The following is a 26,942-nucleotide window of genomic DNA, read 5'->3' as shown; positions in this document are numbered from 1 at the left end:
AACGCTCACGTTCGCTAGCGCCTCAGCTTGACACTCCGGCTACAATGATCGGGAATTTCTGAGCCAGGAATGAAATCCGCTGGCGTGCGCCGGCCCGAAAAGGATTGCCATGTCACGATTCGCAGGCCTGCTGGGCATCATTGTTCTGTTGTCGTTTGCCTATCTGTTTTCCACCAACCGGCGCTCCATCCGCCTGAAAACCATTCTGTGGGGGCTGGGCCTGCAGTTCCTGTTTGCGTTTGCGGTGCTCCACTTCAGTTGGGGCCAGCGCGCGCTGGGTGTGGCCGGCCAAGCGGTGAACAAACTGCTTTCCTACGCCTTTGCCGGATCGTCGTTTGTCTTCGGCAACCTGGGCTTCCCAGCCAATCCCAATGCCGCGTTGCCGTTCCTCCCCCCGGGTTTCTCGAAGACGGGTTTTATCTTTGCGTTTCAGGTGCTCCCCACCATCATTTTTATTTCAGCGTTTTTTGCCGTGCTTTATCACCTGGGCGTGATGCAGATGATCATCAAAGCCATGGCCTGGGTGATGAACCGGTTCATGGGCGTGAGCGGGGCTGAATCTCTGGACGTTGCCGCGTCCATCTTCATGGGCCAGACGGAAGCTCCGCTGAGCATTCGCCCGCTGCTGCCGGACTGCACCAAGTCCGAGCTGATGACCATCATGACCGCGGGTATGGCACACGTTTCTGGCGGGATCATGGCGGCTTACATCCAATATGGAATCAAGGCCGAAAACCTGCTGGCCGCGGTGATTATGACCGCGCCCGGCACCATCCTGATGGCCAAAATGCTGGTGCCGGAGACCGAGCAGCCCAAAACTGCCGGGACTGTGGAAATCGCCGAAGAGGAAATGCACCGCGACTCCAACCTGCTGGCGGCCATTGCCCGCGGCACCATTGACGGCGGCAAGCTGGCGTTTAACGTGGGGATCATGTTGATCTCTTTTATCGCGCTGATCGCTTTGCTCAACGGCATCATGGGCGGCATTCACAGCCACTTCAGCTTTTTTCCGGAGAGCATTGAGCATGTGCTGGGCGTGATCTTCGCGCCGGTCGCCTGGGTGATCGGAGTGCCCTGGAAAGACTGCACGGCCATCGGTAACCTGCTGGGCTCGCGCATGGTGATCAACGAACTCTACGCCTATACGCTTCTGGGCGGACAACAAGCGTCATTGGATCCGCGTTCATTCACCATAGCGACTTACGCCCTGTGTGGTTTTGCCAACTTCAGTTCGATTGGCATTCAGATCGGCGGAATCGGCGCGCTGGCGCCGAACAAACGGGAGCAACTGGCCAAGCTGGGGTTCCGTGCCATGCTGGCCGGCACGATGGCCAATCTGATGTCGGCGGCGATCGTCGGCCTTTTGATGAAGAGCTGATTTCCGCGCTGCGCGCCGGCGTGATACGGCGGGTTAGTGGCCTGACCCGCGAAAAACTTCCGGAACCGTCTTCAAAAGAATCTTCAAATCCAGGAAGAGGTTCCAATTGTTGATGTATTCCAGGTCAAGCATCACGTTGGTCTCGAAGGAGGGATCGCGGCGGGCGCTGACTTGCCACAAGCCGGTGACGCCGGGTAAAACGTCCAGGCGGCGAAGGTCTTCCAGCCGGTACTGGTCGTAGTCGTCAACCGGGTGCGGGCGCGGCCCCACCATGCTCATGTCGCCCTTCATCACATTGAGCAGTTGCGGCAGTTCGTCAATGCTGAATTTGCGAAGAGCGCGGCCCACTCGGGTAATGCGCGGGTCGTTGGTGATCTTAAAGGTCGCGCCGTTGCGCTCGTTGAGGTGGCGAAGCTCGTCTTTGCGGTCATCGGCGTCGGCAATCATGGTGCGGAACTTGTAGCAACGGAACCTGCGTCCTTTGCGTCCCACGCGCCAGGCGGAATAGAAGACCGGGCCGGGCGAATCCAGCTTGATGGCCAGAGCGGCCAGCAGCATCACCGGGGCGGAGATCAGTGCCAGCACGCTGGCGACCATGAAGTCAATGACTCGCTTGATGAGCAACCCGCCGGCCGGAATGGGCTGGCGGTTCAGTTCCAGCACGGGAATATCGCCGATGCAGGTCAAACGCGCGCCCAAAGCCAGTCCGCCATAGAGGTCGGGGACAACTTTCACGCTGATGCGTTCCTCGCGCGCCTGCATGGCCACGTTGATGACCACATCGCGGCTGGCGCCGGGCGTGAAATAGATTTCGTCAATGAAGTGCTCTTTTACCAGACGAGGCAAATCGGCGGTGGTGCCCAGCCACAAGGACGAAGTCCGCGGCGTGTCATCCACGAAACCGCAGACTTTCTTGCCCAGGTAGCGATGGGTCCGCAGGTAGCGGTGGAAGGCGCGCCCGATAGTGCCGGCGCCCACAATGAGCACGTGGCGCGTACCTTCACCGCGCGCGATGCGCTTGACGTTGCGGATCTGCACCCCATAACGCAGCACCACCAGGCCAGCCAGACTGAAAGTGGCGGTGGTGACAAAGATCAGGCGCGGGACTGCTTTTTCTCCGGCGACAAACATCACCATGACCGCCAGCAGGGAAGAGAGCAAAAAAGCTTTGGCGAGTTTGCGCGCGGCGTCCGCCGAGTGGATCACGCCTTCCGAGTAGAGGTCTTGCGCCATATTGCAGACAATGGTGAGACAGGCGTAAATGACCAGCAAAACCAGCAAGCGGACGTGATGCGCGTCACCGGCGCCCAGCGGCGCGGTCCCCAGCCAGCCTCCAACGGATTGGCTAAGGCCGAACGCGAGCAACCCGGACCCGATCACCACCAGGCCGTCCGCCGCGGCAAAAAGTCCGCCCCGCCCGGTCTTGGTGCTGGGAATAGCACCGGTCAGGGTTTCGCTTTCTGCAAAGCCGGCGAGTCCAGCGAGCCGTTCTTGCTCTCTCGCTATGCCTGTCGCACTCGACACGTTAGGGCCTCCTATCTGAATATGTTGGCAGTTCGTTCAAATCTTCCAGGCGATCGAGCAAGACAGCGCCATCCGGGACGGGGGATGAATGCAGTTTCTCGCGAAAGCTTTTCGAAACGGCAAGGAGCGCGATGGCGTAATGAAAATTCATGCAACCGAAATGTCTGCCCGATTCAACTCGGTGTGCTCTGGCAAGCGGCGGGTTGTTCAAAATACTCTCCAATGAAAAATTGCAATTTCCCCTTCCCAAACACGCAAGCACAAAAAGAGTTGCTTGCCGTTACAACCGGGTCCCGCTAAGAAACCGGCGGCAATCGTCGCCGCATACGAAGCCGCAACTCAGGAACCTAAGACCAGGGATTCCGTCGCGGCCGCGCAGCAAAACGCATGGCGTTCCGATTATAAACCTCCCCAGTAACCAGCACCATGGCAGGTTTATTCCCTATAAATATCGTTAATCTCCCGTAGTCAGCGGACAACCAGGACTGAAAACGGAAACCATCGCCCAGAAACCGGTGCATTCAGGCGAACGCCTTAGGATCATGGAAGCTTGAGCCGGACAACGGCTCTGGACTTGGTTGGTTGAACGCTGGGCGCACAACTTGGGTGCAAGTCAAGGCCTGCGTTCACTCTGTTTCCCACGGCCCGCAAGTTGTTTCTTGTTGCTATACGCAGCATAAGAAAGAATTGACGCATTGTCACGCGTCCATTTTCAAAATCACTGAACTTTGGTGACTGCACTTCAGCGGCTATCCGGGACTTGGCGTGGCAAGCCGGAGTGGGAGTCGCAGAGCTTAGGGCGACGGCGAGAAATCAATCTGTCCGAACCAAAGTCCGGCTGCTGCTGGCTGCGCGTCACACCCAATGGTTCATGTCCTCAACGTTCTAGTTTTCAAAGATGGAAACTTCGCAGGTGGATCTTGGTGTGCAGCTCTGAGATTGCGGCAGCGAACTTGTTGGAGAATGCACGCGCGCGTTGCATTCAAGAGTGCATGTACTTCAAGAGTTCAATCTAGCTGTTTTCGCCGGACGAAAATGCATTCTCCGCTGCAATTGAAGTGAGAATTTTGCGCTGCTGCCGATCAAAGTTGCCTCCAGGACCGCGCCTTCCTCGGCGCCACCATTGCGCATCGCTTCGTTTCGCGAGACGCTGTTTGCCCTTCAAAACACAGGAGATCCGGGTTTCGCGGCTGCCGTCACGCTCAGCCGTGTGAGAGACTTTTTGCTCCGCGCAAGAGCTGGGCATCGCATGGCGCGGACGCAAGCATCAAACGCTTTTGTCCGCGTTTCTTTCGCATTCTGCTCCGGCTGATTTGCTGTTGTCGAAGAAGGTTTCCCACAGAGTCCACTCGCAAAGATTGGTTGACGCCGTTATGCGAGGTGTAGATACTGGCAACTATAAACTCTAGTTGTGCAGAACTTGGCTTTGATTAGGTGACAAATTCATGCGACTGACTGTCGTTGGTTCGGGTTATGTAGGTCTGGTAGCTGCGACCTGTCTGGCAGAGTTAGGGCATCACGTAATTTGCGTTGATAACGACGTTGAAAAGATCGCCACCCTGGAAGCGGGTGGCACGCTCATCCATGAGCTTTACCTGCAAGAACTGCTCTCGCGCCACCGGGGAGCCCGGCTCAAATTCTCCACTTCGATTGAAGCAGCGGTCAGAGATTCGCTGGTCATCTTTATTGCCGTCGGCACGCCCTCGGCCGTCAATGGCGCGGCGGACCTCTCGTTTGTGGAGTCGGTTACGCGGGCCATTGCCCAGTGCGCGCAGGGGCACAAAGTAATCGTCGAGAAGAGCACCGTGCCGGTCTATACCAGTGAATGGATCCAGCGCGCCATGCTGCTGGACGGCCGCGACCGCAACGAATTCGATGTGGTATCGAACCCTGAATTCCTGCGCGAAGGCTCCGCGGTCACTGATTTCCTTTATCCCGACCGGATCATTGTGGGCGCCAAGACCGACCGGGCCGCCCGGGTGATGCGTGATGTTTACGCGCCCATCCTGGATGGCTCGTACGCGCAGCAGTCAGGCGCCGTGCCCAAACCGGAGAAGGCGCGCCCTGAGCCCATCTATCTGGAAACATCGCCGCAAAGCGCTGAACTGATCAAACATGCTTCGAACGCCTTCCTGGCGATGAAGATCTCTTTCATCAATGAAGTGGCCAATGTTTGCGAAGCCGCCGGAGCTGATATCGAAGAGGTCCGCAAGGGAATTGGCAGCGACCGCCGCATCGGCAGCGATTTCCTGCACGCAGGCCTGGGCTACGGCGGGTCGTGCTTCCCCAAAGACGTTGCCGCGTTTCGTTGCGTCGCCCGCGAATTGGGCGTTGAATTCGGATTGCTGGATGAAGTCCGCAGGATCAACGATGAGCAGCGAGTCCGTTTTGTGCGCAAGGTCCGCGCCGCGCTTTGGACCCTGAAGGGGAAACGTCTGGCCGTGCTGGGACTGGCGTACAAATGCGGAACCGACGACGTCCGCGATTCAGCAGCCATTGAAGTCATCAAGAGTCTTCTGGAAGAAGGCGCCCATATCACTGCTTACGATCCCGCTGCCGCAGAACGGGCCAAGCTGATCCTGGGTGACTCCATCCACTACGCGCCGGACGCGTATTCCGCCGCGGAAGGCGCTGATGCGCTCCTGATCCTGACCGAATGGCGGGAGTTTCTGCACCTTGACTTGAAACGGATGAAGAAACTCTTGCGCTATCCAATCGTCCTGGACGGCCGCAACCTCTATACCGCGAAGCAAATGGGCAGCGCCGGCCTCTCCTATTACAGCGTAGGACGTCAGCCGGCGGAAGTGGCAAATGGCCTCTCCCGAGTTTCGCCGCGCACCAGGTAAAAGATCGGGACACTTTTCGCCGGCAGCTACCCATCTCGCGGGAATTCCGCGCGCCATCAATGTGCGCCTACCAAACTGGTGCGCGCCAGATCCGCGCGACATCTTGCTTGGTTCTTTGAGCGAATGGCATGTTCATCAAGCTCCGCAAATTTGACCGTGCGTAATTGCACTGTTAGTATCAAGTTGCGGGGTGGAGCAGCCTGGTAGCTCGTTGGGCTCATAACCCAAAGGTCGGTGGTTCAAATCCACCCCCCGCAACCAACCTTTTCAATCACTTACATCGAATGGTCAGATTTGCGAGGGAACGGATTTCGTTCCCCTGTTCTATTTCCCGTTGTAATCTGCCTCTGCGCGCTGCAGATCAAGCGTGACCCGTTCTCCGTTGATCAGGACGATGCTGCGGTTGATGAGTTCCTGTCCCGTGCAATCGTACTTTTCGTAACACACCAGCGCCGCAAACGGGACCACATACTCAACCGACAAACTCGCCGGCTGCGCCGCTTGATGGACCGTGGTGCTGAAGTTAATTCCATCAAAGCGCGCGCCTTCGTGAAAATACTTGGAAACCGCGCGCAGCAGATGGGCAATGTGATTATCAAACGCCAGCGCGGCGATGCGATATTGCGACGAGCCGGCCGGCTGCTCCAGGTCCGTGTTCATGCTGAGCTGCAGATACGCGCCGTCATGGAACGCGACGAACGCCGGAGGAGCATAGTCCACAAAATGCGCCTGGGCATTGAGGTCGGCAACCAGTTTGCGTACGCTGGCCTCATGCATGGTCTGCAATTTCTCCAACTCCACAGATGAAACATCGTGCGGCGCGTTCTTGCTGTCACGGACTTTGCTCAACAGGTCTGACTGAGGAAGCAGGTGGGGGCTGACCAGCGTTCCCGGTTCGGCAGGCTCAGCCGCAGCCAGCGTTGCAGGCTTTTTGTCGCGGCTGTGACGAGCCAGGTAGCGGTCGCGGACGTCAGCGGGCGCGTCGTCGCCGGTAAGCCAAAGCGTGAGAGGTTCGCCGTTGACGTACGCCTCACCGTCGAGAAGCGCCGCCTGTTGCCCTTCTACGTCCTTCGCCTGGGCCAGGCGGTCCGCCACCGGACGGGGAAGGAACAACATCAGGTTTTCCGGACCTTCAGTCCCCACCTTGAGGACTTTCGAGCGCACATGGTGGGAAACTTCAAAAGCATAAGACTCGAAAGGCATGGCGCGTCCCGACCGGGCGACCGCGGCTTTCAGGATGGGCAGGACCACGTCCTGGAACGTCCGGTGTGCCCGCGCGTTCTTGGTGAGCGCCTCAGCAGAATACGAAATGTAATAGTTGCCGGTGATGGCCAGGGCGATTTGTCCGTTCACGCGCTCAAAGTGGATGGACCCTTGCGGCAATTGCTTCTGCCGGACTTCGTCAATATCCAGCGTCTGGCTGAAATAGAAGGGAAACGGAAAGTGGATGGCGGAGGCGTCCCCGGCGATTTGCTGCAACTGGTCAGCATACTGCTGTTGCAGGTTGCGGCACTCAGGATCAGTGACCTTGCCCAAAGAAAGGATTTGCGCCGAACAAGAGATTCCGGTGAGGAGAACAACCGCCAGCACGCGGAACACGGGCTTACTTGGCATATTTCGCTCCGGGGGATGGGTAAGGCGGATCGGCGACCGCGCGAATGTACGCCACAACTGCTTTCAGTTCTGCCGGCGTCAACGTGGAACTGTACGCGGGCATTTGCGGCGATTTCCCCATCGCTGCTCCGCCGCGGGAAGTGATGCTGATCAAGTCCGCGTCTGACATGCGGTTCAGAGTGGCGCCGTCAGTAAAGAAGTGCGGCGCAGGAGAAAGATTGTCAAAGTTGGAAACGCGCTCCGGCGTGGATTCATTGTTGTGGCAGCGAATGCAGTATTTGTCATTCACGGCCTGGCCCAGCGTTTGTTCGTAGCCCAGAGCCGTCTCGTGCAAAGTGAGCGTATCACTGCCGCCGCCGGGTTTGGGTGTCTCCGCAACGATCTGGTAGTCGCCGGCGCTGAAGCCCAACTGCACTGCCGCCGTAACCTGGCCGCTGGGATCGCTGAGCGCTTGTGACGGAGTGAACTGCACGCCTTCACCGTGAAAGGTGACCAGAGCGCCGGCCACGGGATTGCCGTCCGCTCCGTTCACCTGGACGACGACCGGCTGCGGCAGTGCTGACCCGACTTGCGCCAACTGTTTGCTGCCGCTGACTTCCGTGATTTTCACGCCGTATTTCGCAGGCTGCAACACGGGTGATGTTGACCGCTTGCATCCTGCCAGGAAGATTGCCATGGCAGCTACTGTAATGCCCAGGACCTTCATTTGCCACCTCCCTGCGTGGCCTTCAATGTCATGAGAAACGCCGTGAGATCGCGGGCCTCGTTGTCCTGCAAAGCAAAGTTAGGCATCAGCGTTCCGGGACGGAGGCCGCCAGGGTCTTTCAACCATTTATATGTCCAAATCGGCGTCAGGCGTTTGCCAACGCTGACCAGCGCCGGTCCAACGTAGCCTTTGTCATTCTTGTAGTCGGCGATGTGGCAGGAGTTGCATCCGTATTTGGAATAAAACAACTGTTTGCCGCGCGCGGCTGCGTCGGCGTTCAAAGTGCGTTGGTCCAGGGCTGATGAATCGAAGCCTGGGGGCTGATACGCGACCTGGATGTAGTCCGAAAGCGTTTTGATCTCCGCCGGCGTGAGATTGAACTTAGGCATGCGACGGATGAGTGCCGGACGCAACGTGTTGGGGTTCTTGAGGAATTCTTCCAGCCAGGCGCGCTGTACGGCCCCGCCTTCGCGCGTAAGGTCCGGCGCCATGTCGCCACCGTTGCCGTTGATGGCATGGCAGCTCAGGCAGCGCAGGTCTTCCATCAGGCGGCCCGCTTCGCCGCCGGCGTGATAGTTGGTCCCGCGCTCAGCGGAGGTGATCAACTCGCGCGGTAGTCCGGCAGCGCGGTCGGTTTGCGCGAGAAGCGCTGTGGTGAGAGCGTCCATTTGTTCGCCGGTGAGGGTGAACTTGGGCATTTTCAGGGCAGCGCCGAAGGAACGAGGATCTCGAATCTTGGCAGCGATGTAGTCCGGCAGTGTATGCTTCATGCCCTTCGCAAAGACCACTTGCGCGAGCGCGCGGCTGCCCACGCGTTCCAGCGACGGCGCAAAGTTCTGCGGCGGGTTTACCCCGTTGATCTGATGGCACGCCGCGCATCCGCTTTCCGTGACCAGCTTCTTGCCGCGGGCGATGCTGTTGGCGTCGGCCGGCGGTAAGGCCGTCTTGGAAATGAAGTCGTCGTCTTTCTTGGCCAGCAGGAAGCTGGAGAGCAGCGCAATTTGCTTGTCGTCAAAGCGGTAGTGCGGCATGAGCGTGCCCGGATCGTAGTCATGCGGGTTGTTGAGCCAGCGGCGGAGCCACTCAGCGTTTACTTTGCTGCCGACGCGCGTCAGCTCCGGCCCCAGGGTCCCGCCAACCAGATTGCCCGCGGCGTTCTGTACGGCATGGCACGAAGAACAGAAGGAAGCGCCGTAAAGCGACGCGGCCTCGGTAGCAGCTTCCGGACTCACGCTCGGCAGAGCCTTCTGCGCGCCGGCTCCGGGCAAGGGCTTGCTCTGCGCGATCAGGAAAGCAGAAATGTCAGTCGCGTCTGAGTCGCTGAGCTGGAAGTTAGGCATGGTGGCCTGGGCTGCGTAGGCTTGCGGGTTCTTGATCCAGGCGTAAATCCATTCGCGGCTCGTCTTGTCAGCCACGTTCGCCAGCGATGGAGGATCGTCATCCGCTTTCAGGATATTGCCGTCCGGCTGGGTTACGTTGTGGCAGTGCACGCAACCCATGGTGGAAAGCAGCTTGCGTCCTTCGTTCAGGCGAGGCGTCCCTTCCAGATTGCCCAGGTGACATTGTCCGCATCCAGATTCCAGGTAGCGAGCGGGAAGTAAAGGCTGCTCCCAGGCCTCCGTCGCATAGTGGGCCTCTTCTACCGAAGTTGCCGCGCCCTGTCCACGATGACAAAGAGTGCAGCCAAATTCGGTGAGATCGTGCGGCACGGCGGGATGCTTGTGGAACGGCTGCCCCAAAGGCCCAACCAGCGCGCCGTTCAGGTTTACATGGCAGGTTTCACAGCGGTCCACCACGCCCAGTTTGGCGATCCACGTCTGGCGGATTCCGCTCTGGAAGCTGCGCACCAGCGTGCCGCTTTGTTTTTCCCCGGCGATCTTCAAGTAGGAATGCTGATAACCGCGCCAGTCACTGAAATAATTCTTGCTGGGCGCAATGGCCAGCGAGATCAGCAGCAGCGCGCTGACCACGCCAAAGGCCATGAGTTCACGCAGTAGAGGCCGGCTGCGCAGCGGAGCGGGCTTGTTGTCATCGTTCACAGGGGCTTCTCCATCCTCTTTCTTGGTACGCCTTCATGCTGCATCGCAAATTTCCTCTTCATAATTGCCAGGGCCATACCCAGGACCATCCCGGACCACGGAAAAACGTTCCCACGGCGGTGAGCACGATCAACTCCACTAGGAACCAGGTCATGATCCAGAAGTAGAGCGGGCGGCCAAACAACCAGCGTTGCAACGGTTTGGGCGATTCCGCGGAGTACGTTGACGAAAGCAGCAGCGCGCCTCCGACCAACACGGTGGGGACCATGGGGACGATCATGTCCAGCAGGCGGTCCACCATGGGTACGGCTTCTGAGGGGTAAAGGATCTGCTTCAGGTCAAACAATAGGAAGATGAGCGCGGCAAATCCCAGCACGCCGCCGATGATGCGTGCGCGCTGGCTGCGATTGGTCCAGATGCTCTGGCCTTCAATGTTGATGTTGAAATACGGGATCACGATCAGCGCGCCCACCACCATGCCGGGAATCAACACGCCGGCGACAAAAGGCGGAAAGTAATGCAGCAACTCCTGCAACCCCAGAAAATACCATGGCGCTTTCGCTGGGTTCGGCGTGTGCATGGGGTCGGCGATGCCTTCGAGCGGTGCGTTCCAGACCAGTGACACCCATACCAGCGCCAGAAATGCAACTTCCAGCGCCACCAGGAAACGGACCAGCGCCGTGGGGTGGGTCATCACGCGGTCATCGTCCTGCGCGCGGACGTGCGGTGAGGTACGCCGCAGAATGAAGGCCACGCGGCGCGGGTTTTTGCGCACGTCAGACTGAACTTCAGCTTGCAGCTTGGGCGTGTCGCTCATGATTTTGTCTCCGGAACGTACAGTCCGCCGTCCTTGCGGATGCGCCAGAAGTGCACAGCCACCAGCAGAAGCGCCGCCAGCGGCAGGATCACGCAGTGCAACACGTAAAAGCGCAGCAGCGCGTTGGCGTTGACTTCATTGCCGCCCAGCATCAGGAACCGAATGTGTTTTCCCATCACCGGCACGGCCTTGGCGATGTTCGATCCCACGGTGACCGCCCAGTATGCCAACTGGTCCCAGGGCAGCAGGTAACCGGTGTAGCTGAGAAGCAACGTGGCCAACAGCAGGAAGATGCCGATCACCCAGTTGAACTGCCGCGGCGGACGGTACGCTCCGCGGTAGAAAACTTTGAACATGTGGGCGAAGACCAGAAAGACCATGGCGTGCGCGGCCCAGCGATGCAGGTTGCGCAGAAAAACGCCGGAAGCCACCACGAACTGCAGGTCCTTCATGTCGTTGTAAGCCTGCGGAACTGAAGGGTGGTAGTAAAACATCAGCAGTATGCCAGTGGCGATCAGCACCAGGAATGTGCTCAGCGTCAGCGCGCCCAGGTACCAGGTGGGGCTGAACTCCAGCGCGCGCGAGCGGATCTTGACCGAGAAGAGATGCAGGAACACGTTCTGCTGAACGGCCTGCGAGCGGTGCAGGTTGCTGGAGCCGGCGCCACTGCGGAAAATGGTGCGCCAGACTTCAGAGTTCCTGATGCGTTCAAATTCATCTTTGATCAATGTGGCCATGGCTATGCTTTTACGAACTCCTCGGCTTTCAGGGTGGTGGAGCGGTCAACCATGAGGTAGCCGTCTTCGGCCAGCCAGACTTTCAGGCGGGGCAGCGGCTGCGGCGCGGGTCCGGCGACCTTGATGCCGTCACGATTGAAGCGGCTGCCGTGGCAAGGACACGCGATCAATCCGTCCGTGCCGAGCTCCGGCTTCCACGCGGTGAGGCAACCCAGGTGCGTGCAGACGGCGCCCAGAGCGTAAAAGCCCTTGGCGCTGTTGATGAGATAAATGCCGCTGGCCGGATCGAGCGTAACGCTGCCAGCAGGGAACTGGTCAGGTTTGCCGGCCTTGACGATGGGCGGTGCTTCAAACAGCACGTTGGGCGAGAAGTATTCGTAGGTGAACAAGCCGGTGCCGGCTCCGGCGACCAGCAGGGATCCAACACCCAGCTTGGTGAGGAAGTCGCGGCGGCTGGCGTCTTTCGCGTCTTCAGCCGCTGGGGCGCCGTGGGGCGCGACGCCAGGAGTTTGGTCTTTGGGGTCGCTCATGATTTGCTCCTCAAATCGAAAGACTGAATGGGAATCAGGCCAGTGCTTTCGGCGGACTTGAAATGGAAAGCTTCCATGGTGATTTCCTTTACCGGACAGCGCATGGCGCACAAGCCGCAGCGGATGCAGCGCGTCTCGTCTTTCACCATCACGGCGCCGACCATCGGCCCTTCGGATAATTCCTGCGGCGTAACGCCGCGCAGTTCAACTCCGTAGGCTGCTTCGTTTTGGCCCAAGTAGGCTAAAACGGGCTCGGGAATTTCCAATTGCTCCAGCGGGACGAGCTGGAGGCACTGTTCCGGGCAAACGTCCACGCAGCCGCCGCAGAGAATGCACTCCGAGCCGTCAACCTCCGTGCCCTCAAAGACGGTATTGATCCAGCAGCGCAGGCAGCGCTGGGCTTCTTCGACGGCGGTGGCTTCATCAAATCCGACTTCCACTTCCGTGACGCCGGTGCGCCGCTCCAGCGGCACCATGGGGACCGAGTGCCGCGCAATCTCCATGTAGTTGGTGATCATCTGGTGCATGTCCAGGACTTCAACTTCCAGCACCGGGTCAGCGTGTTTTTGTCCGCGAAGAAACTCGTCAATGCCTACGGCGGCACGCTTGCCGTCGGCAACGCTGTCAATGATCAGGCGCGGGCCAAAGACGCAGTCGCCGCCGGCGAAGATGCCGGGGACAGAAGTCATCAGGTTCTCGCGGTCCACAGAAATCAAACCGCGAGGAGAGATGGCGACTTTGGAGTCCGTACCGAGGAAGTCCAGGTTGGGAGACTGGCCGATGGCCAGAATGACCGTGTCGCATTCCACCAGGGACTCGCTGCCGGGTTCAAACTGAGGATTGAATCGGCCGTTTTCGTCGAACACGCGCGCCGTGCGGACGGTTTCAAGCGCTGTCACGCGGCCGTTTTGGCCGATCACTCGGCTGGGGCCTTGCCCGGCATGAATGATGACGCCTTCGGTTTCAGCTTCCTCAATTTCTTCCAGAGCTGCCGGCATCTCGTTGCGACGCTCAATGCAAACGATGTTGACTTCACTGGCGCCCAAGCGCAGCGCGGAAAGCGAGATATCCACCATTTCGTTGGTGGCTACCGTGGTGACGTTTTTCTCCCAGTCTTCACTGGGTGTCTCAGGGCCTACGTTCCGGGCGCCGGGACTCTGCGCTTCATGCTGGCGGACAACTTCACGCGCCGCCGAGCGTGCCACGTCCATGGCCACGTTGCCGCCGCCGATCACCACAACTTTCTTGCCGATGGTGAACTTGTAGCCCAGGTTCACGTTGAGCAGAAAATCAATGCCTTTGTAGACGCCGTCGAGGTCAACGCCGGGGATGGAAAGATCGCGGCTGCGGTGCGCGCCCACCGCGATGAGCACGGCGTCGAAGCCCTGCGACCGAAGTTCTTCGATGGAAAAATCTTTGCCGGCGCGCTGATTCAGCTTCAGAGTGACGTCACCGGTCTCAAGAATCTCGCGGACTTGCGCTTCCACCACGTCGCGCGGCAGGCGATATTCCGGGATTCCGAGATACAACATGCCACCGGGGACCGCGGCCGCTTCAAAGATGGTGACCGAGTAGCCCATCAGCGCCAGGTCGTGGGCGGCAGAAAGCCCGACGGGACCTGCCCCAATGACTGCGACCTTTAATCCAAGCTTGGGAAGCGGTTCAACGGAAGACGCTTTGAAGTTTCTGGATTCCGGCCCATGGCGTTCGGTAAGAAAGCGCTTGAGTGCGCGAATCTGGATGGGCCGGTCAATTTCACCGCGGCGGCAAGCCGTCTCGCAAGGGTGCGCGCACACGCGGCCGCAAATGCTGGCCAGGGGATTGGGATCGCGCGCGAAGCGATAAGCTTCTTCAAAGCGGCCTTCGGCAATCAGGGCGACGTAGCGCCCGGCGTTGGTGTGCGCCGGACATGCCATCATGCAGGGGAAATTGGTATTCAGCCAATCCCGGTCCACCGCCTTGTTTTCAAATCTTTTGCTCATGAGATCGGGCTCTCAATTCTAGGGCAAGGGGTTGGAGCAGGAAAGCGCAGGCCTTCCTGCTCCATGCAGCTATTGCAGAGTGAAATCGGCGGTGGCGGCGCCGCTGACGGTGACTGGCTTGGATTGGACTTTTTTGCCTTCATGCCATGCGGTCACATTGTATTGGCCGTCTGGAATATTGGCGATCGTGTAGGTGCCGTCCGCCGCGGTTTCAGCGAAGTACGGTGTGGGAGAAACAATAATGTAGCCGGACATTTCAGGATGCACGTTGCACAGCAGCGTAACCACGCCCGGGTCCGTAAACTTGAATGGACGCTTCTGTCCCTGCGGCCAGGTGCCCATGTTGTGGGTCTTCTTCTTGTCGCCGGAGATGTGCGGCCAGAAAACGTTGTGCTGCACCTTGTCGCTGTTCAGGAACTCCACCGTGGTTCCCACCTGGATCACTGCAACGTGGGGCTGGAACAGTAGTCCCTTTTGGTCAATAACAACGGTTTTGTCCACCATCACCGGCGTGCCTTCAACATAGACGACTGATTTGCCCGGTGTTACTTTGCCTTTGATGGAGCCCGCCATGCATATCTGGGAACCTACAAGAACGATTGCCATCAGTACGAACACGAATTGCTTTTTCATGATTCCTCTCTAATTTGACAACACTCGTTAGAACACCCATTCCAGCGCGGTTACTGCAGTATTTGTGCGGAATTGATTGACCGCCGTCGGCAATCCGGTGATGGGATTGGTCACCACGGTCACAAACTGCTGCGGCCGGAACTGGTATTCGAATGACGCTTTGATGTTAGCGTGGATCAGGAACTGGACGCCAGGTGTGATCCGGTTGCGGGTCTGGCGGAAGGGCAGCACAAACGGCGAATCGGTGCTCCCAGCCAGACCGTTGAGTTTGTCCGGCCCGGAGTTGACCGCGTCCCACCGCATAATGGCGATCAGCCAGGGATGGATGAGATAGTCGGCTTGCACAAACCCGCCGGCAAAGGTCGCTGGCGTCCCGCGGATGAATCCCACGGTCGGAGAAGGCGCACCCGCGATCGGCAACGGAACCAGCGCGCCTACGCCATCCACAGGCAGCAGGTTGTGGTCGTGCCCGTACATGAACAAGCCGTAGACGTTGAGATTGCGGTAGTTGACGCTGAAGTCGCCGCCTGTGCGGTAGAACGGCTCGCGTGCCGTGAGCACCACCGGATCGCCAAGCAGGTTCTCGCCGCTGAAGCGCTGCACCGAGCGTCCGTAGAACCAGAAGGTACCCAAGTTGACGTAAGTGTGATCGCGCGGTCCGCTTGCACCCGCAGCCTGGACTGCGTTTCTGCTGGCAGGATCGCGTTCCAGATTGAAGCGGTAGGAGAATCGCGCGTAGATGTCCTTGAAGTTGGAATCCGAAGCAAAGCCCGCCGGCGAAGGAACAAATGCGCTGTCGTTGCCTGCCTGGCTTAGTCCGCTGGTGTTCTGGTCAATGAAGGCGATGGAATAATGATAGCCGCCGTACTGGTGGCCGCCGCTGAACTCTATGCCATTCATCGCGTCCGCCATGGTGAGTTGGTTGTTTACATTGTGCTGCGCTGTAAATGCCGGGTTCACGGCGCCAAGATTGTTCTGATCAAAGATGTCCCAGCCGCTGATGTTATGGCTGCGCGCCGGGCTGAAAGGCAGATCGAGTTCGAAGCGGCCCACGCGGAAGCTGAGCGAGTCCTTGGGCAGCTTCATGATGCGGCCGATGTTCACAAACTTCAGGTAGCCGTCGCCCAGGCCGCCGGACGCGTTGTCGCCGGCCACGCTGATGTCTTCATCCACCCAGAAGGCGATATCGCTGCCAAAGTTGCCGGCCATGAAGATGCTGAACAGGCCGGTGCTGAAATCGGTCTTGGGGATGAAAGGCGCAGGCGTTCCGGCCGGGACGAGCGAATCAAAGTTGCCGCGATTCCCGCTGGTCTTCTGGAAGAAGGTGTTCATCCGCAGACCGATGGGCGGCAAACCAGGAATGGTTCCCGGCCACACAGCTTTGGGAAAGAGGTCTTTCTGCGCAGGCGCGCCCAACATGACCGGTGGGACCTTCAGGAAAGTCTCATCGTCAGCGGGAAACTTGAAGCCGGCATCCTTAAAGGCTTTGCCAAAATCGTTGAGCTTGGGAAAATCTGAGTGGCAAGTGGTGCATGATGTCTGATACTGCCGCGCAAATGCCGGGATGGCCTGGCTCGCGGTGGGGATTAAGACAAATACCAAACAGCCAATGCTCCACATCGCGATTTGCGGCAAGATGGACTGCTTCTTCATAAGTGCTCCTTTTTGCTAGATTTGGAACACCGGCTCAGCTTGGTACCGGCATTCAGCTTCTTACAGCCAAATCACTTGTAAATTGTGATTAATGAAAGTTCTCAGAGCGAGATGTTAGGCAATCCCATCAAGCTAGGATGTGACGAATGTCACAGGTGATTGAATCTAAAGAAACTGAGGATGCCCGGCCGAACCCGGGGACTGAGAGATGCAAGAGTCGTGCAACCTGCCGGGTCGAAGGGGAGTCGAAGGGTCTCAAGCAGTCGCCGCGCTAGTCTGCTTGCCCGATTAGCGGGGAGCAGCGCAGTCACGGACGCTGACAGAATGGCCTGCGACGACAATTCACAAGCGGTTTTGGAGCGAATCGACAGGAACTTTGGCTCCGAGTTGGGGCCTCGACCCGTTTGCCCGCGCGCAAGAGCCCAACGTAATTCCCTTAGGGATTCTCAGCGGAAAGCCACCTTTCGATGGGGAATCACATGTTCGGCGCGTCAATCTTTATGGGCTGGTTCCAGTCAGAGTAAGTGGTAATCGAGCCACCACTGCCCATGGTCACTGACACCGGCAGGTGCTGCCGGGGATCAATGCATAACGTATAGCGCAGGCCGTTGTTGCCGTGGCCGTGCGCAGTGCCGCCCGGCATCTGCAGGCTCACCAGCCATTGCTGGCATGCGCCGTCCCTGGTAGAGATAAAGTTCCCGCGGGAGATGTCCGCGTTGCTTGAGATTTTCGCCAGGACCGCCGTTGGGTCGCGGCCTTCATTCATCACGGCCCAGGGCGCAGGCTCTCCCGGATTGTCACCGCAGGGCGACCAGCCCACAGGCTGCGTTTCCTGCGTTGTCCACGAGCCATCTTGCTGTTCGACGTACGCTTTGCTGCCGATGCGCACGGCGTGGAACGCACGGTCCCCAATCGTGGTGGTGAAGCGCTCGCGGTCCGGGCAAGAGACTTCAATCACGGTTTCCAGGGGATGGCCGGGGTGCAACTGCAATACGGTCTTCATGCGGAAACTCTTGATTTCTTTCTTGGCGTCAAAGGAGCGCTGGAGTTCCGCCTTGCCGTTGGTGAAGCGGGCTTTCAACCCGGCTTCCAGGCGGGCGGTAAACGCGGGCTGTGGCGCGCCGGCAACCACTGTGGCGGGCGCAGCAATACCGATCAGGCCTACGGCCACGGCGGCCAGCAGGACTATGACGACGGCGACGAGTATGACCTTTTTCATGATTGCCTCTTTATTTCTCAAAACCGTTTCAAGATTCCGTTCTTCAGCAAAACCTTCCTCAATAAGCCCGATTGTTGTGATTCGCGTTGTGGCAGCGCAGCGCACAGCTGCCGTGTCCCGGGCTGGTGCGGGTGAACTGCAACCCACCCTGGTTGCTGGCGGCGACCACGCTGCGGTCAAAATTGACCAGCATGGGCGACGACGAGGAATGTGGATCATGGCACGTGGAGCAAGCCGCGCCCTGCCCGCTAACGTGCAGGTTGTGGTAGCGGAAGCTCTTGTCCGCCATCACGCTGTTGGCCACGTCATGGCACTTATCGCACAGCGCATAGTTGGACAACGCGAAAGCGGTCCCGCTGCCGCGTCCCGGCGTGGCGGGCGCAGGTTCCAGTACGTTCGCGCGCTCCAGCAGGTGCGGCAGGTTCGATCCATGCGGGCCGCTGGGTCCGATACTGGAAACACCAAGATTGCGTCCACTGTCATTGTTGTGGCAGTCCGTGCAATAAATCATGCTGCCGCTGGAAAGCGGCCTGCTGGTAACGGCGGCGCCGCTGGAACTGAGCACGTTGGACCGCAAACTGGGTACTTCCACCGTGGAAAGATTTCGCGGCTGGGTGACCGGGTGATACGACATCCCTTGGGTGAACTCTACGCGCGTGTTAAAAGCGTTGAGGCTCCCGGCGTTGTACTGGCGCTGTGGATTGCGTCCGTACCCGATGCCCACCGTGCTCGCGTCCAGAGACTGCGGTTTGTTGGCGCTGTCCGCATGGCACTTGAAGCAGACTTCGTATTCGTTGGCAACGGAAGGCAGGAAGCCGTTGGAGGACGATTGTCCTTTCGCGCCGGCCAGAGCGCCGCTGGCCAGGGGCGGCAGCGCGGATGCGGCGGTGGACTGGTGCGAATTGTGGCAATCCATGCATTCGGCGTGGCGCGGAGCGCCGCTGGCGGTCTCCGGCAGGGGATGGGCCGCGGAATTGGGGTTTTCCGCGGCATCATGCGAAGAAGGCGTGAGCAGCACCGGATGCTTGTACGTCTTGCTCATGAATTCGGACTTGATATTGCGGTTGGTTACAGTGCCGTCATGGCACTGGAAGCAGACGTTTTCTTCCGTGCTCTTCACCAGGCGCTGTGCCACCTGCGGTGCGTGCGGACGATGACAGCTCTCACAACCGTTGTTCCTGACGCCGGTGTATCCCGTGTGCGCGCCCTGGTTCTGCGTGTAACGCAGGTCTTCGGCTGAATCCGGCGGAAGGCTGTGCGCGGACCCGTCCCAGCCAATTTTCTGGTGGCACGTCAGGCACAGACCTGACGCCTGATTGCTCTTCACCAGAAACTTGCGTGTCGTCGCGTCAGCATCTTCTTTATGCGGGTCATGGCAAGTGGTGCACTGCAATTTGCCGGCCCTGTCCAGGCGGACCGGATCAAGCGCAGGAGGATTCATCGTCTCCGGGCCCACGCGCGGCACGAACCCAAAGGGATGATCGTTGGCGAACGTCTGGTCGCCCGCAAGATTGGACGCGGAATCCGCCGGCAAGGTGTAATTGTTGCCTTGGACAAAGGCAATGGCGCCGTCATTCACCGTGTCGCCCAGCGCGATGGTCCCGTCATGGCAGCTCAAGCACAGTTTGGAAACGTCTTGCGGTTGGATGGCGGTCACCGTCGCCTGCATCGTGCTGCTGCTGTAGGCGGGAAAGTCACGCGACGAAAGCGTGTGGTTCCACAGATAGCTTCCGGGTGAGGAGTTGTGCGGCGTGTGGCAGAAGACACATGCATCGTTGCCGGCAGACGAACGCAGTTGCGTCGAGGAAGCCGCGCGAAAGTCATGCTTGCTGTTGATGATGGAAGACTTGTTGTTGACCTGAGGGAAGGTGAGCGTGGCGGCGCCGGCGGCCAGCAACAGCAGCGTGATGGCGGCGGCGCGGCGCACTCAGCGGCCTCCTTCAAGGCCGGCATTTAAGCGAAAGATTTCCACACGTCCGTTTTGCCCATCAGCCACATAGATCTTGCCGTCGGTGTCCAGGGCGATTCCGGTGGGAAGAAAGAATTGTCCTGGCCCATTTCCGGTAACGCCGAAGGAGAAGGCCATTTGCCCGTCGCCGTTATAGGCTTGGACGCGGTCAAATCTTCCTTCCACCACGAGCACGCGCCCCTGGCCGTCCACCACGATGCCTTTGGGCTTATCGAATTCGCCGGGGCGGTCTCCTTGTCCGCCGAAGGCCGATAGGAATTTGCCGGAAGCATCCAGGTGCTGAACGCGGAAGTTGAGCGAGTCAACCACCCACAGAGTGCCGTCCGCAGCCAGTGCGATGTGCGTGGGATAGTTGAACTCGGCTGGTCCGTCACCGCGTTTGCCGAAGCGATCTAGCACTTTGCCGTCCGTGGTGAGTACCACGATGCGGTGGGCGATGGTATCCACCACGTAGAGCACGTCACGCTTGCGGTCAATGGCCAGGCCGGTGCACCGCTTGAAAATGCTTTCATTCTTTCCCAGCGCGCCGAGCGTATGAAGAAACTTGCCGTCGGGACGAAAGACGAAAATGCGCGAGCGTCCGGAATCAGTCACGTAGATGCGCCCCTGGCTGTCCAACGCGATGGCGATAGGGGAGAGGAAGGGATCGGAGTCGGGCGGATGCAGCTGCTTGTACTTGCGTCCCGCCGCGTCAAACATGTGGACCACCTGGCCCTTGGTGTCCGCCACCAGAACGCGCCCGCTGCCATCCACGGCCACTCCGTGCGGCAGTGCCATGCCACGATGGTCCGCGTCCAATCCGAGAATCTTGTTGACCACGCGCTTAAAACCGGAGGGCTTGCCTTTCACGTCGGCGGGAGTACGCAGAGCACCCAGGTAGTCCACAACGCCGGCGGAAACCGGCGTGGTGGGCGCGGGTGGAGTCGTCCGCGAATAGGCGCTCACAGCCAGCCCCAGCAGAAGCACGGCGGCAACGATGATCGTCAGCGTCAGTCGGGACTGAAGCTTCATGGGAGTGCCTCGTTCCATGGCCCTTTCAAAAGACCCTGAAATCCCGCCCAATGCGGAAGTACCAGAGTGCCAAACGAGTGCCGGAAGGGCCTGTGACAACTGTCACGTCATTTATGTTGCGGGAGTAGCCGCCTTCCAGCGAAAACTTGCCCAGACGGTAACGGGCGTCCGCCTGCAAGATGTTGAAAGTCTGCTCCGAATTGACCAAGCGCGTGTCTTCCTTGCGCCACGCCACGGCCACATCCAGCCGGCGGCGCGGCCGGCCGATCAGACTCACGGTCTGCGTGTGGGTGGTGCGGTTGAGCAAAGGAGTGGCCAGCAGGGCGTTGATGGGCAGCGGAACCACCAGGAACGTGCGGTCAATCAGGCCGTCAGGGAAGAGTGCACCAGCGCCGTCCATGAAGGATTTGTTGAAGGCCACGGTGAAGCGCCGCTGGTCCGCTTGCAGGGAGAATGACGTCATCTTGGTGCGCGTATTGCCGCTGATGTTCAGCAGCTCCACGTTGGAATATTCCGCGCTGCTGCGCAGCCGGAAGAACTTGATGCGATGGGTTTCCACTTCCATGCCAAGGCGTTTTTCGTCGGTAAATCCGCCGATCTGTTCCACCAGATTGAGATGCGTGTCCTGGGCGGCCGCGGTCAAACGGACATAGCGGGCGTCGCCCCAGCCCACGCGTCCGTTGAAACTGTTGGACCATGAATCGGGCGCATGGTCCAACGTGGTGCCGGAAAGCTGAAAGCGGCCGGTATAGGCGCCGCTCAGTTCCAGGCTGCGCCAGCGATGGTTGGCAGCGATGGAGGACGCCATCTCGGTAAAGGACGTCCGGCTTTCCGCCACGCCTGCTGCCGGCGTGAAAAGCGCGGTACGAACTTCTTCCGTGAAGCGCAGCCAGTCCAGAGGATGGTAGTCCACGCGTCCGTTGACAGAGTTGGAGGTGCTGGACGCGAAAGAAACCACCTGCACCGTCCCGCCGCCGGGAACCAGCACGTTGCCGAAGCCGTCACCCTGAAAATCCAGTTGCGAAAAACCATAACCGGCGTCCACGGATACATGCTGGGTGACCTGCAGGTTAAAGTTCGCGTTGTTGGTGAGTTCACTGCTCTTGCTGGTGCCGTCGCCTCCCAGATGGTCGCGGCGCCATACCTCGCGGTTTTCAAAAGACAGGCGCGCTTTGTTGTCCCAGAAACCGCGGCTCAGGTGAAAAGCGCCGGCGCGGGTGGAATTATCGAACGGGCTGTTCAGGCTGATTTGCGAGACGCCTGTGGAGTTCCCACTGCCTATGGAAAAGTTTCCCGCCCAGCGCCACTCCTTCCAGGAATCGGACAGCCCGGTGTTGAAGGCCATGTCGTTACTGCTGCGGTCGGCGAAGGACGAAGGCACGTGAACCGTGTTGCTGTACTTCTGAAAGGACACATTGAGCTGCGGCAGCCTGGGGAAGAGCATGCTCCACTGCAGGTCCAGCCGGGAATTGTCGTCATTCTGGTCCAGTCCCAGCCCGGTCACGCCGTGGTTGGTCTTGGTGTAGCTGGCGCGAAACGGCACGTGGCTCCTGGGCAGAAAGATGCTGCTGACCGCAATGTTGGTGCCGCCTGTTCCCAGGTCCCCCCGCTCTGAAGTGTTGGCGCCCTTCTGGTAGTCGAACGCCGCGTTGAGATGCAGAAACTTGGGATCAAGAAGAAAGCCGTCGCTGTTCAGCCGCAGGTCTCCGAGAGGAAAGAGCTGGCTGGTTTCGGTAGCGGAGGGCGTGGTGCTTTGCGTGGTGTGGGTAATATCGAAACCGCCAAATCCGTTGAGGTGCCAGCGCGGGGCCTCATAGCCTGGATATTGGTATTGCGCGCCGGCCACAGTGCCGCAGACAAACACCAGCGCGGTGGTAAGCAGCCAATGCCGAATTTGAAGGTCGTTCCTCATCAGCCCAAGCCAAAAAAAATACGGAGGGGGCTTTTGGTTTGCGAGGCCCGTTGGCCCCCTCCGTGTGTGCTTCTTACAGGTGGCAATATACGCAGAATGACCCCGTCAGGGTCTGCGCTGGTGTGCTGGGGAACGTCCGGAAGAACAAGCTGACTCCGGCGCTGGGGCCTGCATGAGGATCATGGCAGGTGGCACACTGCATTCTTCCCTGGAAGAGAGGCACATTGCCGTTGCCGTCAATCGAGAACTGGTCGGCGGCGGGCTGAATGCCGATGGCGGCAGCCGTGGTGGCATCCGGATACGGGAAATTGATCGGGTGCTGCTTGGTCAAATCCCTTACCGTCATGTCATCGGGCATGAAGAGCGTGCCCTGCGGCAGCGGTTGGAAGTTCTTGGCAAGTTGGCCTTCATACCAGGAGTTAATGGCCACGGTGCCGTCATGGCAGCTCAGGCACAGATTGCTTACCACCATCTGGCCGCCAAGGTCAGAGGGAGTGGAGCGCATGCTGTCACTGGTGTAAACGCCATAGCTGGCCGTGCTGGACAGGGTGTGGTTCCACAGCAAATAGCCGGGACCGGTTGGCGCGCTGCCGAATTTATGGGCAACGTGGCAGAAGTTGCAAAGCGTGTAGCTGGCGCCTCCCAATTGCGTCTTGAAATCATGGGCGGAACCGAAGACAGCCGATTTGGGGGCCCGGGCGGCATTCGCCGTGAGGCTGATGCACACCACTAAAGCCAGCAGACCGACCCTAGCTCTCAATTTCATAATGACCTCCTAAAGATCAATTACTGCGTACCCCTTGTTCTAGATCTGTCGCAACCGAGCCCGGCTGCCACAGTTCCGTCGACGGACAGTTCGAACAGAAACTTATTAGCTCCCTCCGAGGAACTGGAAAATCTGCACGCGATGGTTCAACTGGTCACTCACGTAGACTTTCTGGCTCTTGTCTATGTAGATCCCCATTGGAAGATTGAAGGCCCCAGGCACGTTGCCGAACTGGCCGACCCACATCAGCAAGTCGCCTTTGGGACTGAAAATTTGAAAATTATTGAAGGCCGCGTCCACCACCCAGTAGTTGCCTTCGCTATCAATGGCCACGCCTTTGGGCCGGATGAACTCGCCGGGACGGTCGCCCTGCTTGCCAAAGCGCCGCACAAATTTGAATTCGGGAGTGAAGATCTGGACGGAACAGCTTCCAGTGTCGGTCACAGCGAAGCTGCCGTTGGCCGCCACAGCAATGCCCACGGGAAAGTTGAACTCGCCGTTCTTCTCGCCGCGCTTGCCTACCGTGTGTTTCAGTTTCAAAGTGTCCAGATCGAACACCAGCACCTGGTGCAGGTGGGAATCCACCACATACAGGCGGCGACGACCTTCATCAATCGCCATGAAAGTTGGGTTCTTCACGCCTTCCTGGCCGGCGATGGTCGCGACCAGATGTCCGTTGGGATCAAACTTGAGGACCATGTGCTGGAAGGGGTCGGAAACGAACAGGTTGTCCTGCGCGTCAATGGCCACGCCGAGCGGCGTCTGCAGCATGATGCCCCGGTCCCCTTGCAGCCGGGTGATTTTCTTTTGCGCTTGGTCAATGATAAAAACCGTGGAACGCTGCGTGGAGGCAAAGATAACGCGCCCATGCGAGTCCGTGACAATACCCGCCGGCTTTTCAAAGTACTCGCTAACGTTGGGGTCGCCGTTGCCGACCACCTTGTCCACCCAGGACTTCTTCTTTCTTGTCTCGATATCGAAGTTGTTGCTCAGCTCCTGGAGAAATTTCACGCGCGGCTTTTCCGGAGGCAGGGGCCAGATGAGCTGGGCGGGGGCAGGGGGCGCGGCCTGCGGCTTAGGTTTGTCGGCCGCGGCCAGCAAACCGGCCAGCGCGAGAACCACAACGGTCAACTGCACGAGTCGGGCGGATTTTGTTCTTAGTTTCATAGGCTCATCTCAAGGTTTCTTGCTCCCCGGCTGAATGGATTTTTGCGGCATGGCAATGGGCTGCTTGGAAAGCGACTTTTGTTCTTTCTGGCGTTGCGCCTCCTGCTCGTCGGTTCGCTTCTGGGCTACCGCCATGCTCGCCTCATCGTTGGCTGAGTGACAGGCGTCGCAAACGTCCATCTTCTTGCCTTTGAATTCGGTGGTACGGACCAGCTTCTCCCGGTCCGAAGCATGGTTCTCATGGCAGGTGAGGCAGGAGATCTTCGCGCCGGGGTGAAGCGGATCAGGGGCGTCGGCGACTTTGTGCGTTCCCATGGGGTGACCGAACTTCAAAGTCGGATCCAGGCCGATCTTAGGAATCTCCTGAAATTCGCTTTCCGGTAATTCATGCGCGGTCTTGAACAAGGCGAGCGTGCCGGTGATGCGACGGTCCTGGTGACACTCGAGACAAAGCTTGTTACCCTCGGCGCGCAGCTGTTTGTCAAAGTCGCTCACGTGGGGATCATGACAGTACACGCAGCCACCTTTTTCATAGGGCCCGTGGAGGGTGGGGTTCTTGGCTTTTTCGTGGCAGGTGAAGCAGAGTTCTTCTTTGGGCGCGATCAGATCAACGTTGGTGGTGTCTTTGTCCACCACTTTGACTTCGTGACAGGTGGTACAGCCGGTGGAGATGGCGCTGTGAACGTGCGGTCCTTTGGTCTTGTCTTCGTGACATTCCAGACACTTGGCGGCATCTACGTTCTTCTCGAGGGGCACGGGATGTTCGCCCGCCTGGGCACGGACCGCGCCGGCCAGCATCAGAACCAGCGTAAGCAGCAACGGCCTGTAGGACCGCATCACAGCTTTTCCCCCAAGGCAGCGGGTCAACAATCCAAGCGGGAAAAACTCAGCCCTAGTAAGGAGGACATTTATAAGAATTGCGTTCAATAAATCATTGCTTAACTGGTTTTCCCCAAACCATCATTGTCTTCAGCACTCGCTGCCACCGCCGTCAATCTGGCACGGCAATTAACTTGTGATTGTTAACCTTTCTTTACCAACGTAACTGTGACTCCGGTCACGGTTGGCTGTGATGCCAGTCAACCATTCAGGGCGGCAGTCGGTGCGTGTTCTGGCGGTTGGAAGATGCAGATTTCCTCCCCGGGGTGTAACGTACAAGTGTCAATGACAACGTCGGACGAAGGAGTACTCCAATGGCCACTTCAAACCTTCAACCAATACGTGAGATTCCCGGAGATGCAACGAAACAACCACGCCCGGGAATGGCTCTTTGTCTCTCAGGTGGCGGATACAGAGCCATGGTCTTCCATTTGGGATCGCTATGGCGGCTGAATGAAGCAGGTTTGCTGAAAAAACTGAGCCGCATTTCCAGCGTCTCCGGCGGATCCATCACGGCCGGCATGCTGGGACTGCAATGGAAAAAACTCAGCTTCGATGGCCAAGCCACAGCGACGAACCTGCTCGACCTGGTGATCAACCCGGTGTTGGACCTGGCCGGCCAGACACTGGACGTGGCTTCCGTTCTGGGAGGCATTCTTAATCCCTTCAAGAGCATTTCTGACGAAATTGCCGACGCGTATCGCAGCCACTTGTATGGGCACGCCACGCTGCAGGACCTGCCTTCGGACAATGAAGGTCCTCGATTTGTCATCAACGCCACCAACGTGCAAACCAAAGTATTGTGGCGCTTCAGCAAGCCGTATATGGGCGACTACCGCGTGGGTCTCATCAAGAATCCCACAGTGCAACTGGCGGTGGCTGTGGGCGCGTCGTCCGCCTTTCCGCCCGTGCTGTCTCCGGTGGAACTGAAAGTTCATCCTCAGGACTTTGACCCTGCAACGGCCGGCGATCTGCAGAAGCCGCCCTTCAATACTGACGTGATCCTGAGCGATGGCGGGGTGTATGACAACCTTGGCCTGGAAACGGCCTGGAAGGAGTACCAAACCATTCTGGTGTCTGACGGCGGCGGAGCAACAGCGGACGACGCGAACCCGCATAAAGACTGGGTGCAACATGCGGTCCGAATTCTGGAACTGCTGGACAACCAGGTGGGCAGCCTTCGCAAACGGTGGGTTGTCGGGTCGTTCGAAAGCAAACAGCGTGATGGCACTTACTGGGGCATCAGGACGGACATTGCGGACTACGAGTTAGCTGACGCGATGAACTGCCCGCTCGACCGCACGACGGAACTGGCCAACACTCCCACACGTTTGAAGGCCATCGGTCAAATCCTGAAACAGCGTCTGGTGAACTGGGGCTATGCAGTTTGCGATGCAGCATTGCGGAAGCACCTGGACTCGAAGATACCTGCGCCGAAAGGCTTCCCCTACCCAGCAGCAGGCATTTAGAACGAGCCGGGGCATGGAGGGACAAGCTATGGTCAAGAGAAACACCCCGAGAACACAACCTGGAGTCCTGCCACAGGCGGTATTGCTTAGG

At 58.9% G+C, this 26,942-nt stretch carries 20 protein-coding genes and 1 tRNA gene; 4 read left to right on the top strand and 17 right to left on the bottom strand.

Annotation, left to right across the window (positions count from 1 at the left end):
- Nucleotides 1–109 precede the first annotated feature (109 nt).
- The gene (locus LAO20_15630) at nucleotides 110–1,378 is read left to right on the top strand and encodes a NupC/NupG family nucleoside CNT transporter (protein ID MBZ5532859.1); all 1,269 of its coding nucleotides are present in this window, start codon (nucleotides 110–112) and stop codon (nucleotides 1,376–1,378) included.
- A 33-nt stretch (nucleotides 1,379–1,411) separates the two neighbouring features.
- Here LAO20_15630 and LAO20_15625 read toward each other — a convergent pair whose 3' ends face one another.
- The gene (locus tag LAO20_15625) at nucleotides 1,412–2,902 is read right to left on the bottom strand and encodes a sugar transferase (GenBank protein MBZ5532858.1); all 1,491 of its coding nucleotides are present in this window, start codon (nucleotides 2,900–2,902) and stop codon (nucleotides 1,412–1,414) included.
- A 1,445-nt stretch (nucleotides 2,903–4,347) separates the two neighbouring features.
- On the opposite strand from LAO20_15625, the gene LAO20_15620 reads away from it, so the two are divergent.
- Nucleotides 4,348–5,748, top strand: a complete 1,401-nt coding sequence (locus tag LAO20_15620) for a UDP-glucose/GDP-mannose dehydrogenase family protein (protein MBZ5532857.1) — start codon at nucleotides 4,348–4,350, stop codon at nucleotides 5,746–5,748.
- Nucleotides 5,749–5,932: 184 nt separating this feature from the next.
- A tRNA-Met gene (locus LAO20_15615) sits at nucleotides 5,933–6,009 on the top strand.
- Between the two features lie 63 nt (nucleotides 6,010–6,072).
- Here LAO20_15615 and LAO20_15610 read toward each other — a convergent pair.
- From LAO20_15610 to LAO20_15535, 16 genes are all read right to left on the bottom strand, one after another.
- Entirely contained in the window at nucleotides 6,073–7,362 is a 1,290-nt protein-coding gene (locus LAO20_15610; GenBank protein ID MBZ5532856.1) for a hypothetical protein, read from the bottom strand.
- Nucleotides 7,352–8,068 carry a c-type cytochrome gene (locus tag LAO20_15605; protein ID MBZ5532855.1) on the bottom strand — a complete coding sequence of 239 codons (717 nt, stop codon included), beginning with the start codon at nucleotides 8,066–8,068 and terminating at the stop codon, nucleotides 7,352–7,354. Before LAO20_15605 ends, LAO20_15610 begins: the two co-directional genes overlap by 11 nt.
- Nucleotides 8,065–10,107 (bottom strand): c-type cytochrome, encoded by a 2,043-nt coding sequence (locus LAO20_15600; protein ID MBZ5532854.1) that lies wholly within the window; start codon nucleotides 10,105–10,107, stop codon nucleotides 8,065–8,067. The genes LAO20_15605 and LAO20_15600 overlap by 4 nt, the downstream gene beginning before the upstream one ends.
- Before the next feature lie 58 nt (nucleotides 10,108–10,165).
- A complete protein-coding gene (locus LAO20_15595) occupies nucleotides 10,166–10,924 on the bottom strand; it encodes a hypothetical protein (protein MBZ5532853.1) in 759 nt (252 codons plus the stop codon).
- The gene (locus LAO20_15590) at nucleotides 10,921–11,661 is read right to left on the bottom strand and encodes a cytochrome b N-terminal domain-containing protein (GenBank protein ID MBZ5532852.1); all 741 of its coding nucleotides are present in this window, start codon (nucleotides 11,659–11,661) and stop codon (nucleotides 10,921–10,923) included. The genes LAO20_15595 and LAO20_15590 overlap by 4 nt, the downstream gene beginning before the upstream one ends.
- A 2-nt stretch (nucleotides 11,662–11,663) precedes the next feature.
- Nucleotides 11,664–12,191: a Rieske (2Fe-2S) protein gene (locus LAO20_15585; GenBank protein ID MBZ5532851.1), complete on the bottom strand. Its 528-nt coding sequence runs from the start codon at nucleotides 12,189–12,191 to the stop codon at nucleotides 11,664–11,666.
- A complete protein-coding gene (locus LAO20_15580; GenBank protein MBZ5532850.1) occupies nucleotides 12,188–14,173 on the bottom strand; it encodes an FAD-dependent oxidoreductase in 1,986 nt (661 codons plus the stop codon). Before LAO20_15580 ends, LAO20_15585 begins: the two co-directional genes overlap by 4 nt.
- A gap of 69 nt (nucleotides 14,174–14,242) precedes the next feature.
- Complete coding sequence (locus LAO20_15575) at nucleotides 14,243–14,806, bottom strand: carboxypeptidase regulatory-like domain-containing protein (protein MBZ5532849.1); 564 nt, start codon at nucleotides 14,804–14,806, stop codon at nucleotides 14,243–14,245.
- A 27-nt stretch (nucleotides 14,807–14,833) separates the two neighbouring features.
- The gene (locus LAO20_15570; protein ID MBZ5532848.1) at nucleotides 14,834–16,459 is read right to left on the bottom strand and encodes a hypothetical protein; all 1,626 of its coding nucleotides are present in this window, start codon (nucleotides 16,457–16,459) and stop codon (nucleotides 14,834–14,836) included.
- A 475-nt stretch (nucleotides 16,460–16,934) separates the two neighbouring features.
- A complete protein-coding gene (locus LAO20_15565; GenBank protein MBZ5532847.1) occupies nucleotides 16,935–17,678 on the bottom strand; it encodes a hypothetical protein in 744 nt (247 codons plus the stop codon).
- Between the two features lie 58 nt (nucleotides 17,679–17,736).
- On the bottom strand, nucleotides 17,737–19,605 hold the full coding sequence (locus tag LAO20_15560) for a cytochrome c3 family protein (GenBank protein ID MBZ5532846.1): 1,869 nt from the start codon (nucleotides 19,603–19,605) through the stop codon (nucleotides 17,737–17,739).
- The gene (locus LAO20_15555) at nucleotides 19,606–20,658 is read right to left on the bottom strand and encodes a 6-bladed beta-propeller (GenBank protein MBZ5532845.1); all 1,053 of its coding nucleotides are present in this window, start codon (nucleotides 20,656–20,658) and stop codon (nucleotides 19,606–19,608) included.
- A gap of 25 nt (nucleotides 20,659–20,683) precedes the next feature.
- Nucleotides 20,684–22,570 (bottom strand): hypothetical protein, encoded by a 1,887-nt coding sequence (locus LAO20_15550; GenBank protein ID MBZ5532844.1) that lies wholly within the window; start codon nucleotides 22,568–22,570, stop codon nucleotides 20,684–20,686.
- 73 nt (nucleotides 22,571–22,643) lie between these two features.
- Nucleotides 22,644–23,336 carry a hypothetical protein gene (locus LAO20_15545; GenBank protein ID MBZ5532843.1) on the bottom strand — a complete coding sequence of 231 codons (693 nt, stop codon included), beginning with the start codon at nucleotides 23,334–23,336 and terminating at the stop codon, nucleotides 22,644–22,646.
- 105 nt (nucleotides 23,337–23,441) lie between these two features.
- The gene (locus LAO20_15540; protein MBZ5532842.1) at nucleotides 23,442–24,503 is read right to left on the bottom strand and encodes a hypothetical protein; all 1,062 of its coding nucleotides are present in this window, start codon (nucleotides 24,501–24,503) and stop codon (nucleotides 23,442–23,444) included.
- A 9-nt stretch (nucleotides 24,504–24,512) separates the two neighbouring features.
- Nucleotides 24,513–25,340, bottom strand: coding sequence for a cytochrome c3 family protein (locus LAO20_15535; protein ID MBZ5532841.1), 828 nt, complete (start codon nucleotides 25,338–25,340; stop codon nucleotides 24,513–24,515).
- Between the two features lie 356 nt (nucleotides 25,341–25,696).
- On the opposite strand from LAO20_15535, the gene LAO20_15530 reads away from it, so the two are divergent.
- On the top strand, nucleotides 25,697–26,851 hold the full coding sequence (locus tag LAO20_15530; protein ID MBZ5532840.1) for a patatin-like phospholipase family protein: 1,155 nt from the start codon (nucleotides 25,697–25,699) through the stop codon (nucleotides 26,849–26,851).
- Nucleotides 26,852–26,942: the final 91 nt, after the last annotated feature.

The organism is Terriglobia bacterium (assembly GCA_020072815.1).
In the GTDB taxonomy this organism is placed as follows: domain Bacteria; phylum Acidobacteriota; class Terriglobia; order Terriglobales; family Acidobacteriaceae; genus Angelobacter.
The sequence above is the reverse complement of the archived record's forward strand: the minus strand, read 5'-3'. Positions and strand labels throughout refer to the sequence as shown.

Excerpts from the sequence above, each read along its gene's own strand:
- LAO20_15565 (MBZ5532847.1), bottom strand. The coding sequence starts at position 17,678 with ATGAAAAAGGTCATACTCGTCGCCGTCGTCATAGTCCTGCTGGCCGCC.
- LAO20_15530 (MBZ5532840.1), top strand. The coding sequence starts at position 25,697 with ATGGCCACTTCAAACCTTCAACCAATACGTGAGATTCCCGGAGATGCA.
- LAO20_15620 (MBZ5532857.1), top strand. The coding sequence starts at position 4,348 with ATGCGACTGACTGTCGTTGGTTCGGGTTATGTAGGTCTGGTAGCTGCG.
- LAO20_15575 (MBZ5532849.1), bottom strand. The coding sequence starts at position 14,806 with ATGAAAAAGCAATTCGTGTTCGTACTGATGGCAATCGTTCTTGTAGGT.
- LAO20_15550 (MBZ5532844.1), bottom strand. The coding sequence starts at position 22,570 with ATGAGGAACGACCTTCAAATTCGGCATTGGCTGCTTACCACCGCGCTG.
- LAO20_15585 (MBZ5532851.1), bottom strand. The coding sequence starts at position 12,191 with ATGAGCGACCCCAAAGACCAAACTCCTGGCGTCGCGCCCCACGGCGCC.
- LAO20_15595 (MBZ5532853.1), bottom strand. The coding sequence starts at position 10,924 with ATGAGCGACACGCCCAAGCTGCAAGCTGAAGTTCAGTCTGACGTGCGC.
- LAO20_15535 (MBZ5532841.1), bottom strand. The coding sequence starts at position 25,340 with ATGCGGTCCTACAGGCCGTTGCTGCTTACGCTGGTTCTGATGCTGGCC.
- LAO20_15580 (MBZ5532850.1), bottom strand. The coding sequence starts at position 14,173 with ATGAGCAAAAGATTTGAAAACAAGGCGGTGGACCGGGATTGGCTGAAT.
- LAO20_15610 (MBZ5532856.1), bottom strand. The coding sequence starts at position 7,362 with ATGCCAAGTAAGCCCGTGTTCCGCGTGCTGGCGGTTGTTCTCCTCACC.
- LAO20_15555 (MBZ5532845.1), bottom strand. The coding sequence starts at position 20,658 with ATGAAGCTTCAGTCCCGACTGACGCTGACGATCATCGTTGCCGCCGTG.
- LAO20_15570 (MBZ5532848.1), bottom strand. The coding sequence starts at position 16,459 with ATGAAGAAGCAGTCCATCTTGCCGCAAATCGCGATGTGGAGCATTGGC.
- LAO20_15590 (MBZ5532852.1), bottom strand. The coding sequence starts at position 11,661 with ATGGCCACATTGATCAAAGATGAATTTGAACGCATCAGGAACTCTGAA.
- LAO20_15540 (MBZ5532842.1), bottom strand. The coding sequence starts at position 24,503 with ATGAAACTAAGAACAAAATCCGCCCGACTCGTGCAGTTGACCGTTGTG.
- LAO20_15605 (MBZ5532855.1), bottom strand. The coding sequence starts at position 8,068 with ATGAAGGTCCTGGGCATTACAGTAGCTGCCATGGCAATCTTCCTGGCA.
- LAO20_15545 (MBZ5532843.1), bottom strand. The coding sequence starts at position 23,336 with ATGAAATTGAGAGCTAGGGTCGGTCTGCTGGCTTTAGTGGTGTGCATC.
- LAO20_15630 (MBZ5532859.1), top strand. The coding sequence starts at position 110 with ATGTCACGATTCGCAGGCCTGCTGGGCATCATTGTTCTGTTGTCGTTT.